We start from the raw sequence: 17,327 nt of genomic DNA, 5'->3' as shown, positions 1-17,327 counted from the left end.
GCGAGGTCACGGAAGGGCGACGCCCCCGGCGGTCGTCCGGTGCACGGACGCGGTGTGTGCTGCGATGACGACCATGAGGCTGCTCCCGTCGCGTCGGTCCGGGCCCGGGGACGCCCCCGCCACGACCACCCCCGCCAACAGCCCGCACGCGCTCACCGACGTCCCCGGCGCCGCCACCTCGGCGCCCGCTCCGTCGGACGAGCGCGGACCCAGGCTGCAGCGCGGCATCCGCGCGCTCGCGATCGGCTCGGCCGAGGTGCTGCTGATCGTCCTGGCGATCTACGTGCTGGGCGAGGTCCTCGGCGCGCTGTGGGTGATCCTGCTGCCGATCGTGATGGGGCTGCTGATCACGACGGTCCTCTGGCCGCCCACGCGCTTCCTGCGCCGGCACGGGTGGCCGCCGGCGCTGGCCGCCGCGGTCGTGGTGCTCGCGGCGATCGGCGTCTTCGGCGGGATCATCGCCGTGATCGCCCCCCAGGTCGTCGACCAGGTGGAGACCCTCGCCGACCAGGTCGGGGAGGGGCTGCGCGACGTCCAGGAGTGGGTGCAGGGCCCGCCGTTCAACGTCGACCCGGAGCAGATCGACGACGCGGTGGACGACGCCATCGCCACCCTGCAGGGCCGGGCCGGCGACATCGCCGGCTACGCGGCCACCGGGGCGACCGCGATCGGCAACGCGCTGATCAACATCGTCCTGGCGCTGGTCCTGTGCTTCTTCTTCCTCAAGGACGGGCCGCGCTGGGTGCCGTGGCTGTGCGCGCAGACCGGCCGCCGCGCCGCGCCGCACGTCGCCGCGCTGTCGGCCAAGACCTGGACGACGCTGTCCGAGTTCATCCGCCAGCAGGCCTACGTCGGGTTCATCGACGCGTTCTTCATCGGTGTCGGGCTGTGGATCCTCGACGTCCCGCTGGTGCTGCCGCTGGCCGTGATCACGTTCTTCGCGGCGTTCGTCCCGATCATCGGGGCGTTCGTCGCGGGCGCGTTCGCCGTCCTCATCGCGCTCGTCGACGAGGGCTGGGGCGTCGCCCTGGCGGTGCTGGTCATCGTGCTGGTGGTGCAGCAGATCGAGGGCAACGTGCTGCAGCCGATCATCCAGGGCCGCGGCTTCAACCTGCACCCCGCGATCGTCATCCTGGCCGTGACGGCCGGCACGAGCCTCGCCGGCATCACCGGAGCCTTCCTGGGGGTGCCCGTGGCCGCGCTGATCGCCGTGATCTACCGATACGTCCGCGACGAGCTCGACGGCCGATCACCGGAGGTGGACGGCGCCGGCATGCAGACCCAGGTGGTCGACGACGGGAACGGGGCCACGCTCGCCGCCGAGCACGTCGGACGACCGGACGACAGCGGTCCCGCCCCCGAGGAGGGCTCCGCGCGCTGACCCGACCGGGGGACCATGGGGAATGCCGGCCCCCGCCGCGGGCTTGGCGCAGAGGACGTCATCGATCCGAGGAGCACCCGTGCCGCAGCTACCTGAGGATCTCGTGGAGCTCCTGCCCACGGCCTCGCCCTTCCTGGACCGGGAGAGCGCGCTGGCGCAGCACGCCGACCCGGCCGCGGCCCGCCGCGGGCTGGTGCTGGTGCACGACCTGGCCGGCGACTTCGACGCCGCACGGTCCGGCGCCCTCGCCGGGGCGCACCTGCTGGCCAGCCTGCCGCACGAGGCGATCGCCCGGTTCGACGCCGACGCCCTGGTCGACTACCGGGCGCACCGGCCGCGGATGACCTTCACCGGCGACAGCTACGCCGACGCCACGCTCCCCGAGATCGTGCTGTACGCGCTGGAGGACGACGCGGGCGAGCCGTTCCTGCTGCTGCACGGCGCCGAGCCGGACTTCGCGTGGGAGCGGTTCGTCGCCGCCGTCCGCGACCTCGCCGAGCGGCTGGGGGTGACCTCCGTGGCCGCGCTGCACGCCATCCCGATGCCCGTGCCGCACACCCGGCCGGTCACCCTGACCGCGCACGCCACCCGGCGGCAGCTGATCGAGGACTACCCCGTGTACTGGGGTCAGGTGCGCATCCCCGGCAGCGTGGGCGCGCTCCTGGAGCTGCGGATGGGCGAGGCCGGCGTCGACGCCTACGGGATCGCCGCGCACGTGCCGCACTACCTGGCCCAGGCCACCTACCCGGCGGCGTCGCTGACCCTGCTCGAGCACCTGTCCCGGCTGACCGGTCTGCACCTGCCCACCGAGGCGCTGCGCGAGGCGGCCGAGGCCAACCGCACGGAGGTCGACGAGCAGATCGGCCGCTCGCCGGAGAACACCGCCGTCGTCGCGGCGCTCGAGCAGCAGTACGACGACTTCACCACCGCGCACGGCGACACCGGCCTGCTGGGCAGCAGCGGCCAGGTGCCCAGCGGCGAGGAGATCGCCGACGAGTTCGAGCGCTTCCTGGCCGAGCAGGAGAAGCGCCGCGGGGAGTAGGGCGACGGCGCCCCGCCCGGCCCGCTCACCCCTGGGCGGGCGCGCTCTCCGCGGTATCAGCCCGGCAGTCCGCGCAGAATCCCCAGAACACGACCTCGGCCTCGTCGACGACGAAGCCGGAGGCGTCCGACGGGGTCAGGCACGGGGTGTAGCCGACGGCGCAGTCGACGTCGACGACGACGCCGCAGGCCCGGCACACGAGGTGGTGGTGGTTGTCGCCCACGCGGAGCTCGAAGAGCGCGGGGGCGCCGGCAGGCTCGACGCGGCGGGCGAGCCCCGCGGTGACGAGGGCCTGCAGGACGCCGTAGACCGACTGCGGCGACAGGGTCGGGTGCGCGGCGCGGGCCGCGGTGACGATCGTGTCGGCGTCGGCGTGCGGGTGGGCGCCCAGGACGTCGAGCACGGCCAGCCGCGGGCGCGTGACGCGCAGGCCGGAGTCGCGCAGCCGGGTCGTCCAGGTCGTGTCCATCCCGACCAGTCTCCCCGCTTTTCTTGATCCGGTCAAAAGAGACGGGGAGATCTCACCCCTTCGCCGGACCCGATCCGGGGGTGGAGCCGCGCCGCCGACCGCGGGGCCGCGCCGTGCCACGGCTGCACGGTCACCGGGGCGGCCCTCACGCGAAGACGATCGTGCGGTCGCCCTCCACGATGACCCGGTCCTCCACGTGCCAGGTCACGGCCTGGGCGAGCACCTGGCGCTCGACGTAGCGGCCGACCCGGCGCATGTCCTCCACGGTGGCGCGGTGGTCGACGCGGGCCACCTCCTGCTCGATGATCGGGCCGGCGTCGAGCTCCGGGGTCACGTAGTGCGCCGTCGCCCCGATGAGCTTCACGCCGCGGTCGTGCGCCGCCTGGTACGGATTCGCGCCGACGAAGGCCGGCAGGAAGCTGTGGTGGATGTTGATCAGCCGCTCCGGGAAGCGACCGCAGAAGTCCGCCGACACGATCTGCATGTAGCGCGCGAGGACCACGAGGTCGGCGTCCCCCACGATCTCCAGCGCGCGTGCCTCGGCCTGCTCCTTCGTGCCCGGCGTGACCGGCACGTGGTGGAACGGGATGCCCGCCGTGCGGGCCACCGGCTCGAGGTCGGGGTGGTTGGACACGACGGCGGTGATGTCGGCGCGCAGGTCCCCGGCGCGGACGCGGTAGATGAGCTCCTGGAGGACGTGGTCGGTCCGGCTCACGAAGATCGCCACCGTCGGGCGGTGCGCCGCCTCGGTGAGCCGCCAGGTCATCTGCCACTGCCGCGCCAGCAGGTCCAGCGCGCCCTCCAGCTGGCGCCGGCGCTCGGCCAGGTCGGCGAGGACGAACTCCAGGCGGAGGGTGAACGTGCCCCCGGTCGGGTCGGACGAGTGCTGCTGGGAGTCGGTGATGTTCGCCCCGACGTCGGCGAGCAGCCGGGAGAGGACGGCGACGATGCCCGGCCGGTCGGGGCAGCGCACCACGAGGCGGCCGGCGTCGGCGGTGCTGGGGTCGTGCGGAGCGGGGGCGAGCACGGCGGCCATCGTCCCAGAGCCCCCGCCGGACCGATCCGCCCCCGCCGGACGCGGCCACCCGCGGGGGTGAGGAGGGCGGGCTCCGCCCCCCGTCAGGCCGCGACGTCGGGCAGCCGGGAGCGGGTGCGGTCGGCGACGTCGAACAGGTCCCCGTAGTCCTCGACGCGGTGCAGCACGTCCTCGGTGCGGAAGCGCAGCAGCCCCGGATCGGCGCCGGCGTTCACGGCGTCCACCTCGTCCCAGCCGATCGGGGTCGAGACGGTCGCGTCGGGCCGGGCCCGCAGCGAGTAGGGCGCCACCGTGGTCTTCGCCGGGTTGTTCTGGCTCCAGTCGATGAGCACCTTGCCCGGCCGCAGCACCTTCTCCATCCGCCACACGACCTGGTCGGGCGTCTCGGCGGCGAGCTCCTGGGCCAGCGCCTTGGCGTACCGGCTGGGGTGCTCGCGGTCGTTCACCCGGATCGGGGCGTACACCTGCATGCCCTTGGAGCCCGAGGTCTTGACCACCGGGTCCAGCCCGTCGGCGACCAGCCGCGCCCGCAGCCGCTCGGCGAGCCGGCAGCACTCGGCGATACCGGTCTCGGGCCCAGGGTCGAGGTCGAGCACGAGCAGGTCGGGGAGCGTCGGCTGCCGCTTGCCGCCGATCTGCCACTGCGGCACGTGCAGCTCCAGGGCCGCCAGGTTGGCCGCCCACGCCAGGTCGGCGACGGTCTCGAGCACGACCATGTCGAGCGTCTCGCGGCCCGTGCTGCTGCCGGGGCTCGGGATGGTCACGCGGCGGACCCAGTCGGGCGCGTGCCGGGCGCTGTTCTTCTCGAAGAACGCCTGCCCCTCGACCCCGTCGGGCCAGCGGGTGAACGTCACCGGCCGGCCGGACAGGTGCGGCAGCAGCACCGGCGCGATCCGGACGTAGTAGTCGATCACCTGCGCCTTGGTGAACGACACCTCCGGGAAGAGCACCTTCTCCAGGTTCGACACCTCGAGCTGGCGCCCGTCGATCCGCACCCGCTGCCGGCTCACGCCTGCCACTCCTCGGTCACCTCCTCGGGCTCCAGGTCGTCGCGCAGCCCGCGCCAGGAGGGGTGCCGCATCCGGCCGTCCGCCGTCCACCCGGCGAAGGCCACCTCGCCGACCAGCTCCGGCTCGGCCCAGCGGGCGTCCCGGGTGACCTCGCGGGGCAGTGCGTCGGCGAAGGGCGGGGCGCTGCGGGCGGTGAGCATCCCGTCGAGCTCCCGCAGCGCGGCGTCGGTGAACCCGGTGCCCACGTGCCCGGCGTAGACCAGGCGGCCGTCGTCGTCGTGCACCCCGACCAGCAGCGACCCGACACCGCCGGCGCGCCGGCCCTGGCCGGGCCGCCAGCCGCCGACGACGACGCTCTGCATCCGGACGTGCTTGACCTTGCGCCACTCCGGCGCCCGCACGCCCGCCCGGTAGAGGCTGTCCAGCCGCTTGGCGACGACGCCCTCCAGCCCGTTCTCGAGGCTGGCGGCGTGCACGTCGGCCCCGCCGCCGCGGAACCAGGGGGTGCTCGCCCACCGCTCCCCCGACGGGGCCAGCTCGTCCAGGCGCGCGCGGCGCTGCTCGTACGGCAGCCCGGTGAGGTCCACGCCGTCGAGGGCGAGCAGGTCGAAGACCAGGTAGGTGACGGGCGCGGCCGCGGCCATCCGCCGCACCTCGGGGCCGGTGCGGTGCATCCGGCCCTGCAGGGCGCCGAAGTCCGGCCGGCCGAGGTCGTCCAGGGCCACCACCTCGCCGTCGAGCACGGCGTCCCGCCCGGCGAGGGCGGCCGGGAGCCGGGCGAGCTCCGGGTAGCGGACGGTGATCTCGGTGCGGCTGCGGGCCCACAGCCCGACCCGGCCGGCGCGCGCCAGGGACACGGCGCGGACGCCGTCCCACTTGAACTCGTAGCCCCAGCGGTCGTCCTCGCCGGCCGGGGGCAGCTCGCCGGGGATGGCGAGCATCGGCGCAGGGACGGGCGACGGCTCGGGTCGGACCACCTCAGGCGCTGCGGCGGGTCCGCTTGGCCGGGGCCTTCTCGGCCGTGGCCGTCTTCTTCGCGGCGGTGGTCTTCTTCGCGGGCGCCTTCTTGGCCGGCGTCCTCGCTGCGGGCGCCTTCTTCGCCGTCCGCTTCGCCGGGGCCTCGTCGGCGTCCTCGGCGGTGTCGTCGGCGGCGTCGGCCTTGCGCGGCGCCGTCGCCTTCTTGGCCGGGGCGCGGCGGGCGGGAGCCGGCTCGTCCTCGTCGGCGCTGCCGCCGCGGGCCTTCTCCACGCTGCGGCGCAGCGCGCTCATCAGGTCGACGACGGCGGCACCGGGGTCCGCGGTCTCGGGCACCGGCTGCACCTCGCCGCCGGACTGCTTGGCCTCCAGCAGCGCCGTCATGGCCTCGCGGTAGTCGTCGGTGAACTCGCCCGCGTCGAACGCGCCGGTCATGGAGGAGATGAGCGCCTCGGCCATCTGCAGCTCCTGCGGCCGGACGGTGACGTCCTCGTCGAGGAACCCGAAGTCGGGACGGCGGATCTCGTCGGGCCAGCGCATGGTGTGCAGCACGAGCACGTCGTCGCGCACGCGCAGGGCGGCGAGCGACTCCCGCTGGCGCAGGGCGATCTTGGTGATGGCGACCTGGCCGGCGTTGGCCAGCGCGTCGCGCAGCAGCACGTACGGGCGCACCGCCGGGCCGTCGGGCTCGAGGTAGTAGGTCTTCTCGAAGTGGATCGGGTCGATCTCGTCCTGGTCCACGAACTGCAGGACGTCGATCTCCCGGCGCGTGGACAGCGGCAGGTCGTCGAAGTCCTCGTCGGTGAGGATCACCAGCTGCCCGTCGGGGAGCTCGTAGCCCTTGGCGATCTCGGAGTACTCGACCTCCTCGCCGTCGATGGAGCAGACCCGCTTGTACTTGATCCGCCCGCCGTCGGGGGCGTGCACCTGGTGGAAGCGGATGTCCTTGTCCTCGGTCGCGGAATAGAGCTTCACGCCGATGCTGACCAGCCCGAAGGAGACCGCACCCCGCCAGATCGACCGCACGCCGCGCCTCCTCCCGCCCCCACCTGACCGCCGAACCCGCAGCGTAGGCCGGGAGGGCGACGTCCGGCAGGTCGACGGGAGCGCCCCTCCCCCGTACGGAGGACGCGCTCAGGCGACGCCCTGGGGCTCGTCCTTGGGCGCCGGCTCCAGGCCGCCGTTCTGGATGGCGTCGTAGGCGAACTGGAGGACGTCGGAGGAAGCCACCAGCGTCATCGTCAGCGCGGCCAGCCGGGTGGCCTTCGGCGCCGTCGCATAGCCGAACACCAGGCCGGTCGCCACCCACTGCGCCAGGCAGAACGGGCAGGTGAGCAGCTCGCCGACCGCGTGCTTGGCCCCGCCGTGCTCGCGCACCTCCTCGGCGATCTCCGCGTGGCCGGACGGCCCCTGGAACGACGTGAACGGTGCGCGCAGCGGCGCCGTCACCGGGTCCTTGGCGATGCGGCGGGCCAGCCGGAACGTGGCGACGGCGAGGAGCGCGGCGTCGCCGGGCGGGATCCGGTCGGGCAGCTCGCGGCCGGAGGCGCGGACGGCGGCGGCACCGGCGGTGACCAGCCCCAGGTAGACGCCCATCGCGCCGAGGTCCCCGGCCAGGGGTCGCGCCTCGCCCTGCGAGTACTCCCGCCCCTGGACGCGTGCCCATCGCCGGAACGGGGCCGCGGCCCGCTGCAGGTCTTTCCCGATCGCCATGGGCAGCGCGCTACCCGCCCGCGCCGGCTCCGACCCATGCGACGTCGACGGGGCGGGCTCCCGGCCGGCCGCATGGTCCGGACGCGGGCGGGTAGGCGGGGAGGGACCGCGGCCGTCGGATCGACCGGCCGCCGACGACGCAGCGCGACAGCGCGCGCAGGAGGAGGCAGCACCCCATGACCACGCCCGAGGGCCAGACCGCCCGCGACGTGCACCCCGAGGACGAGGGCATCCCCGAGGTCTCGCAGGACGACTCGCCCACCCAGACCTGGAACGAGGACCCGGAGTTCGCCCCGCTGCCCGGCGAGCGGGCCGGCGCCTCCACGGACTTCGGCACCACCGCGCTCGAGCAGGCAGAGGGCGAGTCGCTCACCGGGCGGCTGGACCGCGAGGTGCCCGACGTGCAGTCCGGCGCCCGGGCCGCCGAGGACCCGCAGCGCGCGACGATGCAGCTCGAGCAGGACGCCTCCACCTCGCCGTCGTCGGACTCCGGCACGAACAGCACGGCCGACGACGTCGAGGCCACGGCCGACGAGCCGGCCGGCGGCGAGGGTCCGGAAGAGGCCGCGATGCACGTGATCGACGGCTGAGGGCTCGGTCTCGGCGGGGTGCGGTCCGGTGGACCGCTGCGTGCAGGTGGACCCGGTGTCGGGGCGGGTTGGCGGCCCCCCGAGCGGTTGTCTACGTTGTATCCGCGGTTGAGCAGGCAGCCGCGCGTACCGTGCCGGGCAACCCGGTGCGGTCGACGTACCGGACGGGCCACGAGCCCAGGGGCGCCGACCCCGGCGTCCCCACGCACTAGAGTGATCCCGCGGCCGTGCCGCCGAGCACAGCCGTTGAGAGGAGCCAGCCCGTGACCACCCCCGACCTGCCCGCCGAGGGGCAGCCCGACGTGTCCACCGAGGGCACCGAGGCCCCCTTCGACGACGTGATCACGCTCTCCACCACCACCGGTGAGGACGGCGTCGTCACGGTGACGGTCGTCGGCGAAGTGGACACCTTCACCGCGCCGGTCCTCCGTTCGTCGCTGGACACCCAGCTCGAGCAGCAGCCCCGCGAGCTCGTGATCGACCTGTCCGGCGTCCAGTTCCTCGGATCCGCCGGTCTGGCCGTGCTCGTGGAGACGCAGAAGTCCGCGCGCAGCCGCGACGTCGAGCTCCGGCTCGTCGCCACCACCCGCGCGGTCACCCGGCCGCTCGAGGTGACCGGTCTCATCGACCTGTTCACCATCGTGGACGGCAGCGCACGCTGACCCCGCGGGCCGTCCGGCCCGCACGCACCGACGACGAGGCCCCGCTCCGGCGGGGCCTCGTCGCGTTCAGGCGTGCAGCAGCCGGCAGACCGCCGCCTCCAGCGCCCGCTGCGCGTCCCGGTCGCCCTCGGCCCCGGCGGCCTCCCGGAGCGCCGGTGCCACCGTCTCGCCGTGCTCGAACCGGTCGACCACCCGGGGGTCGACGTAGCTGGCCCGGCACACCGCCGGCGTGTTCCCCAGCTGCTCCGACACGGCCTTGTACGCCGTGCTGATCACCTTCTTGCGCCCCGTCCTCGAGCGCGGCGGCGGGGCCTCGGCCAGTCGCGCGGCCATCAGCACGGTCGCCGTCCAGGTGCGGAAGTCCTTGGCGGTGATCTCCGCGCCGCTGATCTCCTTGAGGTAGGCGTTGATCTCGGTGCTGGTGACGTCTCGCCACGACCCGTCGTCCACCTGGTAGGCGAGGAGCTCCTCCCCCGTGTCCTCCGGCCGCTCCAGCAGGGTGCGCACCACCGTCGCCGTGGGCCGGTCGGTGATCTCGACCTCCCGCTGGAGGCCGCCCTTGGCGGTGTAGCAGAAGTAGGTCCGCTCGCCGCGGACGGAGACGTGCTCGCGGCGGAGCGTGGCGAGGCCGTACGTGCCGTTGTCCTCGGCGTACTGCTCGCTGCCGACCCGGAACGCCCCCAGGTCCAGCAGCCGGATGGCGCAGGCGAGCACGCGTTCGCGGTTGAGCCCGCGCGTCCGCAGCGCCGCGACCACCTCGTCGCGGACGTCGGGGAGCTGGGAGGCGATCTCCAGCACCCGCTCGTGCTTCTCCGCGTCCCGGCGGGCGCGCCACTGGTCGTGGTAGCGGTACTGCCGCCGGCCGGCCGCGTCGACCCCGGTGGCCTGGATGTGCCCGTTGGGCCACGGGCAGATCCAGACGTCCTTCCAGGCCGGCGGGATCGCCAGGGCCCGCAGCCGGTCCACCCGCTCGTCCTTGATGAGCGCGCCGTCCTCGTCGTGGTAAGCGAACCCCCGGCCGGCGCGCCGGCGCCGCCAGCCGACCCCGTGCACGTCACTCCGGCGCAGTCTCACCCCCGCTGGATGCGCACCGCCGCCGTTCCCCAAACCGCAGGGGGACGACGGTCACCCGCTCAGCGGATGTCGACCAGCCCGGCGAGCCCGCTGATCTCCAGCACGTGCCGGGTGACCCCGCCCTCGGGGGCGTGCACGACCAGCTGCCAGCCCTCGTCCCGCGCGATCCGCGCCATCGCGAGGACCACCCGCACGGCGGCGCTGCTGAACAGGGTCACGCCGACGAGGTCCAGCTCGACCCGGCCGGTGCCGCCGTGGCTGGCTTCGAGCAGGCGGATCCGCAGCTGCTCCGCGCTGGTCAGGTCCAGCTCGCCGGTGACGCGGACGACGGGCCGGGAGCCGCTGCGGTCCACGACCACCGCGGCAGAACCCCCGGCCGGCGGATGCTGGGCCTCCGCGTCGGGGGACCGGCGCAGGCGCAGGCGCAGCGTGACCGTGGTGCCGCGCTCGCCCTGCAGGACGACGCCGTCGACGAGCTGCCGCATGATCAGCAGCCCGCGGCCCCGGCTGCCCGGGTCGCGGTCCGGCGGCCGCCAGGTGCCCTCGTCCCGGACGGTGACGGTGAGCACGCCGTCGGGATCGACCGCGGCCGAGACGTGCATCGGGCCGGGCTCGGAGCCGGAGTAGGCGTGCTCCGCCGCGTTCGCCGCCGCCTCCCCCACCGCGACCATGACCCCGACCCGGTCCTGCTCGCCCATGCCCAGGTGGTCCAGCCACGCGCCCAGCCGCCGGCGGATCGCGGGCAGGGACGCGGGGACCGCCGGCAGGTCGACCCCCAGCGTCGCGGGCGCGACGGCGAGCCGGTGCGCCACCAGGACGGCGACGTCGTCCGGCCGGCTCGCGGGGGCGGGGAGCAGCGCGGCGATCGCGGCGGCGAGCTCGGCCGAGCCGATGTCCTCGCGCGGGTCGGTGCCGGCGACCACCGAGCGCGCCACCTCCCCGAGGTGGGAGAGGCCCTGCGTGGGCGGGGAGCCGCCGGCGGCGACCGCACCGTCGGAGAACAGCACCAGCGTGGCGCCCCGCTCCAGCACGGTCTGCGAGACCTCGGTGCGGGTACCGGGCACGCTGCCCAGCGGCGGGCGCGGCACCAGCGGGAGGAACGTGGTGCGCCCGTCGCGGTCGACCAGCAGCGGGGCGGGGTGGCCGGCGGCGGCGTAGGTCAGCCGCCCGGTGCTCCCCTCCAGGACGCCGAAGAACACCGACGCGCCCTCGACGTCGTCCATCTGCGCCGCGAACTCGTCCAGCGCGGTCACGACGGCCGCCGGCCACGGATCGCGCAGCGCGCTGGAGCGCATCGCGCCGCGCAGGCGGCTCATGGCCCCGGCGGCCGGCATCCCGGCGCCCACCGCGTCACCGATCACGAGCGCGAGCCGGCCGCCGCCGAGGGGGACGGCGTCGTACCAGTCGCCACCGGCCGCGGCCACGGACGTCGCCCTGTCGTAGCTGCCGGAGAGGCGGATGTCGGGCAGCAGCGGCAGGAAGGGCGGCAGCAGCGCGGACTGCGCCTGCTCGACGAGGTCGCCGCCCGACGCGCCGTCGTCGGGACCGCGCGCCTCGAGCACCAGCAGCACGCCGGGCTCACCGGCGACCGACAGCGGCTGCACGACCAGCGTGGCCGCGGGGCCCCCGTCGGCGCCCAGCAGGCCGGTGACGGTCTCGGTCCGGCCGCTGCGCAGGACCTGCTCGGCCAGCTCGATCACGGGCCGGCCGGCCACCCGGGGCAGCGCCGACCGGTCGGTGCCGAGCGCGCGGCCGCGCGCGTTCGCCCACACCGGCGCCAGCCCGGCGCCGGCGAGGCAGTACATCGCCGCCGGGGCGTGCTCGAGAGCTGCCACGAACGCGGTCGGGACGCCATCGGCGGGCGAGCCGTCGGCGGACGGGGCGCCCGGGCTGGTGTCCATCACGGGCGAGGGATACCAGCGCCCGGGGTCCGGTAACCGGTGCGAGCGGGTGGTTTGCCGCCGGGCGGCACGGGTACGTCCTCTCCTCGGCGCCCGTCCGGGTCGCCCGTGCCGCCGGCCGGCCGCGGTTCTCGGGCAGGATGGGACCGGAACCGGCGCCGCCACGGTGGCCGGTCGAGACGAAGGACGAGGGAGCAACGACGCATGGTGGATCGCAGGGGTGCCGTTGCGCAGGACGGACGGCGGGCCGAACGGCTGGAACTGCGGGTACCCACCACGCCGACCCAGCTGCCCGCGGTGCGGGCGATGGCCGGTGACCTCGCCATCCGGATGGACTACGACCTGGACTCGGTCGAGGACCTGCGGCTGGCCGTCGACGAGGCGTGCGCCACGCTCGCGGCGATCGGGCTGCCGGAGGAGCCGCTGACCGTCGTGTTCGAGACGACGCGCACCGGCCTGCACATCGACGCCTGGGTGCCGACCGCCGAGGGCACCGACGTTCCGCGCGACGGCTTCGGCTGGGCGGTGCTGCAGACCCTCGTCGACGGCGTCGAGGCCCGGCCCGCCACGCAGGCGGAGGTCCCGGCCGGCAACGGCGCCGCCACCGCGGTGGCCCTCATCTCCGTGGACAAGTTCCTCCCGGGCCAGCACCCGACCCCGGTCGGTGGCCCGGACCGAAACGTCTCGGTCGCTCGGTGACCCCGGGGGCCGCCACCGGGAACACGACCGCCGAGGAGGAGACCCTGCGCGGGGACGAGACCGTGCCCACGGCCGACCGGGCCGAGGACGACGTCGAGGTCGAGGCCGAGGCCGAGGTCGAGGCCGGCGGGGAGACCGACGCCGACGAGGTCGACGCAGCCGTCGACGTGCCCGTCGCGCCCGACGACGACGTCCCCGTCGTCCCGGCGCCGCGGGCCGAGGACGTCGTCCCCGTGTCCGACAACCGCCGGCGCGCGGAGCGGACGGCGCCGCTGTTCGCCGAGCTCGCCACGCTGGAGAAGGACGACCCGCGGCGCGAGCGGCTGCGAGAGATCCTGGTCGAGGAGCACCTGCCGCTGGTCCGGCACTTCGCCCGCCGGTTCAGCAACCGCGGCGAGCCGTTCGACGACCTCCTGCAGGTCGGCACGCTGGGGCTCATCGCGGCCATCGACCGCTTCGACCCGACCCGCGGGGTGGAGTTCCTCTCGTTCGCCGTCCCGACCATCACCGGCGAGATCAAGCGGCACTTCCGCGACCAGGGCTGGTCGGTGCGGGTGCCGCGGCGGCTGCAGGAGCTGCACCTGTCGCTGAACTCGGCCGTCGGCGAGCTCGCGCAGAAGAACGGCCGAGCGCCGACGCCCAGTGAGCTCGCCCAGCACCTGGGCATCCCGCGCGAGGAGGTGCTGGAGGGCCTCGCGGTCGCGAACGCCTACCGCAGCAGCTCCCTCGACGAGCGGCTCTCCGGCGACGACGACTCCCCCACCCTCGCCGCCACCCTCGGCGAGGAGGACGCGGCGCTGGAGGGCGTGGAGTACCGGGAGTCGCTGCAGCCGCTGCTGGCCACGATCCCGGCCCGCGAGCGGCGGATCCTCATCCTGCGGTTCTTCGGCAACATGACCCAGTCGCAGATCGCCGCGGACATCGGCATCTCCCAGATGCACGTGTCGCGGCTGCTCAGCCAGACGCTCGCCAAGCTCCGCGAGGGCCTGCTCAAGGACTGAGCACCCCGGCGGCGGCGACCGGGACCACCGCGGTCCCGGTCGCCGCTGCGGCTACTGCCGCGGGGGCGCCTGCGGGGGCGGTGGCGGGATCTCCGGCATCGACACGGCCTCCTCGGCCTCCGCGGCGGCCGTGTGCGCCATCGAGTCCGTCGGCGGCAGCGTGGGCGAGGGCACGGCCGGCATCGTGTCGGCCATGCTGGTCATCTCGATCCTGGCCTCGGGCTGCGCGGCCGCCGGGGGAAGCTGGGACTCGAACCAATCGCTGGTGTCCATCTCCCGCGCCGGGCGGGCGCCGTCGGCCGAGGGTCCGACGTCCATCCAGGACTGCCCGTCGGCGTCCGCGCCGCCGAGCCGCGCCAGCCCCTCCAGCGCCTTGCTGAACTCGCTGGGCACGATCCACATCTTGTTCGCGTCGCCCTGGGCGATCTTGGGCAGCGTCTGCAGGTACTGGTAGGCCAGGAGCCCCTGGTCGGGCTTGCCGTCGTGGATGGCCTGGAACACGGTCTCGATCGACTTCGCCTGCCCCTGCGCCTGCAGGTACAGGGCGGCCCGCTCGCCCTCGGCCCGCAGGATGCGGCTCTGCCGCTCGGCCTCGGCCTCGAGGATGGCGGCCTGCTTCTTCCCCTCCGCGGAGAGGATCGCGGCGGCCTTCTGCCCCTCGGCGGTGGTGATCGCCGACTGCCGGGCGCCCTCGGCCGTCAGGATGATCGCCCGCTTGTCGCGGTCGGCGCGCATCTGCTTCTCCATCGAGTCCTGGATGGACGCCGGCGGGTCGATCGCCTTGATCTCCACCCGCGCGACCCGCAGGCCCCACGGACCGGTGGTGCCGTCGAGCACCGACCGCAGCTGGCTGTTGATCCCGTCGCGCCCGGTGAGTGCGCCCTCGAGGTTCAGCCCGCCGACCACGTTGCGCAGCGTCGTGGTGGTCAGCTGCTCCATGCCGGTGATGTAGTTCGCGATCCCGTAGACCGCCAGCCGCGGGTCGGTCACCTGGAAGTAGAGGACGGTGTCGATGCCGACCTGCAGGTTGTCCGCGGTGATCACCGGCTGCGGCGGGAACGAGATGACCTGCTCGCGCAGGTCGATCGTGGCGCGCACGCGGTCGATGAACGGCACGAGGATCGACAGGCCCGGGGAGAGGGTGCGGCTGTAGCGGCCGAGCCGCTCGACCACCTTGGCCTGCGCCTGGGGGACGATCGTCACGCTCTTGGCGATCACGAACGCCACCACCAGCGCGACGACGAGCAGCGCGATCAGCGCAGGGGTCACGGAAGAACTCCCTCGGTCGGGACGGATCGGGACATCACTCGAGCTCCAGCGCGTCGCCCACGACGGCGGTCGCCCCGTCGACCTGGAGGATCCGCACGGTGGCCCCCACGGGGAAGGTCTCGCCGCCGTACTGGCTGCGGGCGGTCCACTCGTCGGCGCCCAGCAGGATGCGGCCGCCGTGCCCGTCGACGGCCTGGCTGACCCGGGCGGTGCGGCCGATCAGCCGGGCGACGCCGTCGAGCTGCTCCGGCGTCCGGTCCAGCAGGTGCCGCTTGGCCAGCGGTCGCACGAGGGCCAGCAGCAGGGCGCTGACGACGATGAAGGCGGCCAGCTGGAGGACGACGGGGCCGCCGAGGAGCGCCACGGTCATCCCACCCAGCGCGCCGCCGCCGAGCATGAGGAGGAACAGGTCGCCGCCGGCCAGTTCGCCGGCCACGAACAGGCCCGAGGCGATCAGCCACACCAACCAGGGGTCCACCTGGCCACTCTCGCATCCGCGGCGCCGGCCAGGTACCGCCCGGACGATCACGTTGCGCGACCGTTGCCCGGGCGCCGGCGCGGCCCGCCGTAGCCTCGCGGGCGTGCACGAACTCCCCGCCGGCAGGTTCGCCGCCTGGGCCACCGCCTGGCTCGCGGGCCGCTGCTCCTTCGACGAGACCCTCGATGCGCTGACCGGCGACGCCGCCGCCTCCGTCACCGGCCTGCCCGGCACGGAGGGCGCGGTGCCCCTCGGGCAGGCGCTGGCCGCCCTGCGCGCGCTGGGCGAGCGCCGGTTCTCGCTGGTGCTGCCGGTGCCCGGCGACGTCCGCGGGCTGCCGCGCGCGCCGGGCCTGACCGAGCAGGCACTCGAGGCCGGCCAGGCTGCTGTCGGCGTCGCCCTGGCGCTGGTGCCGCGGCCGGTGGGCGCGGAGATGGTGGCGTGGACGGCGTTCCCGCTGGCCGGGCGCCTCGCCCCGCCCCCGGTCGAGGGCACGCTGCGGGCGGCGTCCGGCGCCCTCGACCTGGCCGTCACCGACGCGGCGCGCACGCTGGCCTCGCTGGACCTCGCCCGCTGGCACCCCGAGGTGCCCACGCTGCTGGCCGGGATGGCGCGGGCCGCGCAGGCGCCCGGCCTGCCGGACGACACCGACCCGCTCGCCCTGTCGGTGCTGGCGCGCGGGCAGCGGCTGGCCCGGGTGCTCGACCTGGCCAGGACCGACGCGCCCGGCGCCGCCGTCACCACCGCCCAGGCCGCCGCCCGGGACGAGGCGCTGCGGCCGCTGTCGGACGCCGTCCGCGAGGCGCTGGCCGCGGCCTACAACGCCGTCCCCCGCTGACCTCCCGTGATCATCGGCAGGTGGCTGCCGACCCGCCGGTCACCCGCCACCACCTGCCGATGATCAACGGCGGGCGGGCCGCGCCACGAAACAGCAGGCCGCGGGACAGTTCGTGCCCAGCCGCGGGGGGCCGCCCGCGCGGCGCTCCTCGAGCAGCTCCCGCACGGTCGCGACGAACGCCGGGTGCGTGCCCGCGGTCCCGGCCCGGACGAACGTCAGCCCGAGCTCGGCCGCCGTCTCCCGGGCCTCGGTGTCCAGGTCCCACGCGACCTCGAGGTGGTCGCTGACGAACCCCACCGGGAGGACGACGACCGCGGTCTCCCCCGCAGCGGCCAGGGCGCGCAGGTGGTCGTTGACGTCGGGCTCCAGCCACGGCACCGACGGCGGGCCGCTGCGGCTCTGCCAGACCAGGTCGACGGGCCGGCCGGGGTCGACGGCGTCCACGACGGCCCTCGCCGCGGCGAGCAACTCCTGCTGGTAGGCCCCGCCGTCCGGCCCCGCGACCGCCGCCATGGCCTCGGGGACGGAGTGGGCGGTGGCGACGAGCCGTGCGCTGCCGCGCACCTCGGGCGGCAGCCGGTCGAGGGCGGCGGCCAGCGCCTCGGCGTTCGCGCGCACGAACCCGGGAGCGTCGGAGTAGTGCGGCAGCTTCTCCGCGGTGGGCGCACCCGGCCCCAGCACGGCGCGGGCCCGGGCGATGTCCTCGTGGTACTGGCGGCAGCCGGACGCCGAGGCGTAGGCCGAGGTGGCGAAGACGTAGACGTGCTCGATGCCGTCGTCGGCCATCTGCCGCCAGGCGTCCTCGACGTAGGGCACCCAGTTCCGGTTGCCCCAGTACACCGGCAGGTCCACGCCGGCGGCCCGCAGGTCGGCCTCCACCGCCGAGATCAGCGCCCGGTTCTGCCCGTTGATGGGGCTGACGCCGCCGAAGTGCAGGTAGTGCTCGGCGACGGCCGCCAGCCGCTCCGGCGGGATGCCGCGGCCGCGGGTGACGTTCTCGAGGAACGGCAGCACGTCGTCGGGCCCCTCGGGGCCGCCGAAGGAGAGCACCAGCAGCGCCTCGCGGCGGCCGGGCGGCGCGGGCCGGGCCGCCGGCGCGGCGCCGCCGTTGTTGCGGACGGCGAGCGACGGATCGTCGTCGGGGGCCTGGCCGGGATGGATGTCGACGTCGGTCGCGAGGGGCACGACC

18 protein-coding genes are annotated in these 17,327 nt (G+C 75.2%); 7 read left to right on the top strand and 11 right to left on the bottom strand.

The window, feature by feature from the left end:
• The first annotated feature begins 73 nt into the window (after positions 1-73).
• Both BMY88_RS01490 and BMY88_RS01485 read left to right on the top strand, forming a co-directional pair.
• The gene (locus BMY88_RS01490) at positions 74-1,381 is read left to right on the top strand and encodes an AI-2E family transporter (protein ID WP_091939941.1); all 1,308 of its coding nucleotides are present in this window, start codon (positions 74-76) and stop codon (positions 1,379-1,381) included.
• A 79-nt stretch (positions 1,382-1,460) separates the two neighbouring features.
• Positions 1,461-2,423: a proteasome assembly chaperone family protein gene (locus BMY88_RS01485; protein ID WP_091939393.1), complete on the top strand. Its 963-nt coding sequence runs from the start codon at positions 1,461-1,463 to the stop codon at positions 2,421-2,423.
• 25 nt (positions 2,424-2,448) lie between these two features.
• On the opposite strand, the gene BMY88_RS01480 is transcribed toward BMY88_RS01485, so the two are convergent.
• The 6 genes from BMY88_RS01480 to BMY88_RS01455 all read right to left on the bottom strand — a co-directional run bounded on the left by BMY88_RS01480 (position 2,449) and on the right by BMY88_RS01455 (position 7,626).
• A complete protein-coding gene (locus BMY88_RS01480; protein ID WP_091939391.1) occupies positions 2,449-2,892 on the bottom strand; it encodes a Fur family transcriptional regulator in 444 nt (147 codons plus the stop codon).
• Positions 2,893-3,037: 145 nt separating this feature from the next.
• The gene (gene purU / locus BMY88_RS01475; RefSeq protein WP_091939389.1) at positions 3,038-3,928 is read right to left on the bottom strand and encodes a formyltetrahydrofolate deformylase; all 891 of its coding nucleotides are present in this window, start codon (positions 3,926-3,928) and stop codon (positions 3,038-3,040) included.
• Positions 3,929-4,011: 83 nt separating this feature from the next.
• Positions 4,012-4,938 carry a non-homologous end-joining DNA ligase gene (ligD, locus tag BMY88_RS01470; protein WP_170860908.1) on the bottom strand — a complete coding sequence of 309 codons (927 nt, stop codon included), beginning with the start codon at positions 4,936-4,938 and terminating at the stop codon, positions 4,012-4,014.
• Entirely contained in the window at positions 4,935-5,879 is a 945-nt protein-coding gene (ligD, locus tag BMY88_RS01465; protein WP_091939385.1) for a non-homologous end-joining DNA ligase, read from the bottom strand. The genes ligD (BMY88_RS01470) and ligD (BMY88_RS01465) overlap by 4 nt, the downstream gene beginning before the upstream one ends.
• Before the next feature lie 37 nt (positions 5,880-5,916).
• Entirely contained in the window at positions 5,917-6,939 is a 1,023-nt protein-coding gene (gene ku, locus BMY88_RS01460; RefSeq protein ID WP_091939383.1) for a non-homologous end joining protein Ku, read from the bottom strand.
• 108 nt (positions 6,940-7,047) lie between these two features.
• On the bottom strand, positions 7,048-7,626 hold the full coding sequence (locus tag BMY88_RS01455) for a DUF1360 domain-containing protein (RefSeq protein WP_091939381.1): 579 nt from the start codon (positions 7,624-7,626) through the stop codon (positions 7,048-7,050).
• Between the two features lie 176 nt (positions 7,627-7,802).
• Between BMY88_RS01455 and BMY88_RS01450 the strand changes: the two genes are divergently transcribed.
• Positions 7,803-8,216, top strand: coding sequence for a hypothetical protein (locus tag BMY88_RS01450; RefSeq protein WP_091939379.1), 414 nt, complete (start codon positions 7,803-7,805; stop codon positions 8,214-8,216).
• A 263-nt stretch (positions 8,217-8,479) separates the two neighbouring features.
• Positions 8,480-8,878 carry an STAS domain-containing protein gene (locus BMY88_RS01445; protein ID WP_091939377.1) on the top strand — a complete coding sequence of 133 codons (399 nt, stop codon included), beginning with the start codon at positions 8,480-8,482 and terminating at the stop codon, positions 8,876-8,878.
• Between the two features lie 66 nt (positions 8,879-8,944).
• On the opposite strand, the gene BMY88_RS01440 is transcribed toward BMY88_RS01445, so the two are convergent.
• Both BMY88_RS01440 and BMY88_RS01435 read right to left on the bottom strand, forming a co-directional pair.
• Positions 8,945-9,952, bottom strand: coding sequence for a DNA topoisomerase IB (locus BMY88_RS01440; RefSeq protein WP_244524395.1), 1,008 nt, complete (start codon positions 9,950-9,952; stop codon positions 8,945-8,947).
• A 59-nt stretch (positions 9,953-10,011) separates the two neighbouring features.
• Positions 10,012-11,853 carry a SpoIIE family protein phosphatase gene (locus BMY88_RS01435; protein WP_091939373.1) on the bottom strand — a complete coding sequence of 614 codons (1,842 nt, stop codon included), beginning with the start codon at positions 11,851-11,853 and terminating at the stop codon, positions 10,012-10,014.
• A gap of 204 nt (positions 11,854-12,057) precedes the next feature.
• On the opposite strand from BMY88_RS01435, the gene BMY88_RS01430 reads away from it, so the two are divergent.
• Positions 12,058-12,552, top strand: a complete 495-nt coding sequence (locus BMY88_RS01430) for an ATP-binding protein (RefSeq protein WP_091939371.1) — start codon at positions 12,058-12,060, stop codon at positions 12,550-12,552.
• The gene (locus tag BMY88_RS01425; RefSeq protein WP_244524394.1) at positions 12,549-13,553 is read left to right on the top strand and encodes an RNA polymerase sigma factor SigF; all 1,005 of its coding nucleotides are present in this window, start codon (positions 12,549-12,551) and stop codon (positions 13,551-13,553) included. Before BMY88_RS01430 ends, BMY88_RS01425 begins: the two co-directional genes overlap by 4 nt.
• A gap of 51 nt (positions 13,554-13,604) precedes the next feature.
• On the opposite strand, the gene BMY88_RS01420 is transcribed toward BMY88_RS01425, so the two are convergent.
• Positions 13,605-14,822 (bottom strand): SPFH domain-containing protein, encoded by a 1,218-nt coding sequence (locus tag BMY88_RS01420; protein ID WP_091939369.1) that lies wholly within the window; start codon positions 14,820-14,822, stop codon positions 13,605-13,607.
• Between the two features lie 34 nt (positions 14,823-14,856).
• Positions 14,857-15,300 (bottom strand): NfeD family protein, encoded by a 444-nt coding sequence (locus tag BMY88_RS01415; protein ID WP_091939367.1) that lies wholly within the window; start codon positions 15,298-15,300, stop codon positions 14,857-14,859.
• Positions 15,301-15,403: 103 nt separating this feature from the next.
• Between BMY88_RS01415 and BMY88_RS01410 the strand changes: the two genes are divergently transcribed.
• On the top strand, positions 15,404-16,138 hold the full coding sequence (locus BMY88_RS01410) for a hypothetical protein (RefSeq protein ID WP_091939365.1): 735 nt from the start codon (positions 15,404-15,406) through the stop codon (positions 16,136-16,138).
• Positions 16,139-16,201: 63 nt separating this feature from the next.
• On the opposite strand, the gene BMY88_RS01405 is transcribed toward BMY88_RS01410, so the two are convergent.
• Positions 16,202-17,323 (bottom strand): ferrochelatase, encoded by a 1,122-nt coding sequence (locus tag BMY88_RS01405; RefSeq protein WP_211435412.1) that lies wholly within the window; start codon positions 17,321-17,323, stop codon positions 16,202-16,204.
• Positions 17,324-17,327: the final 4 nt, after the last annotated feature.

Source organism: Trujillonella endophytica, assembly GCF_900110555.1.
In the GTDB taxonomy this organism is placed as follows: domain Bacteria; phylum Actinomycetota; class Actinomycetes; order Mycobacteriales; family Geodermatophilaceae; genus Trujillonella; species Trujillonella endophytica.
This window is presented reverse-complemented; position numbering and strand designations above follow the sequence as displayed.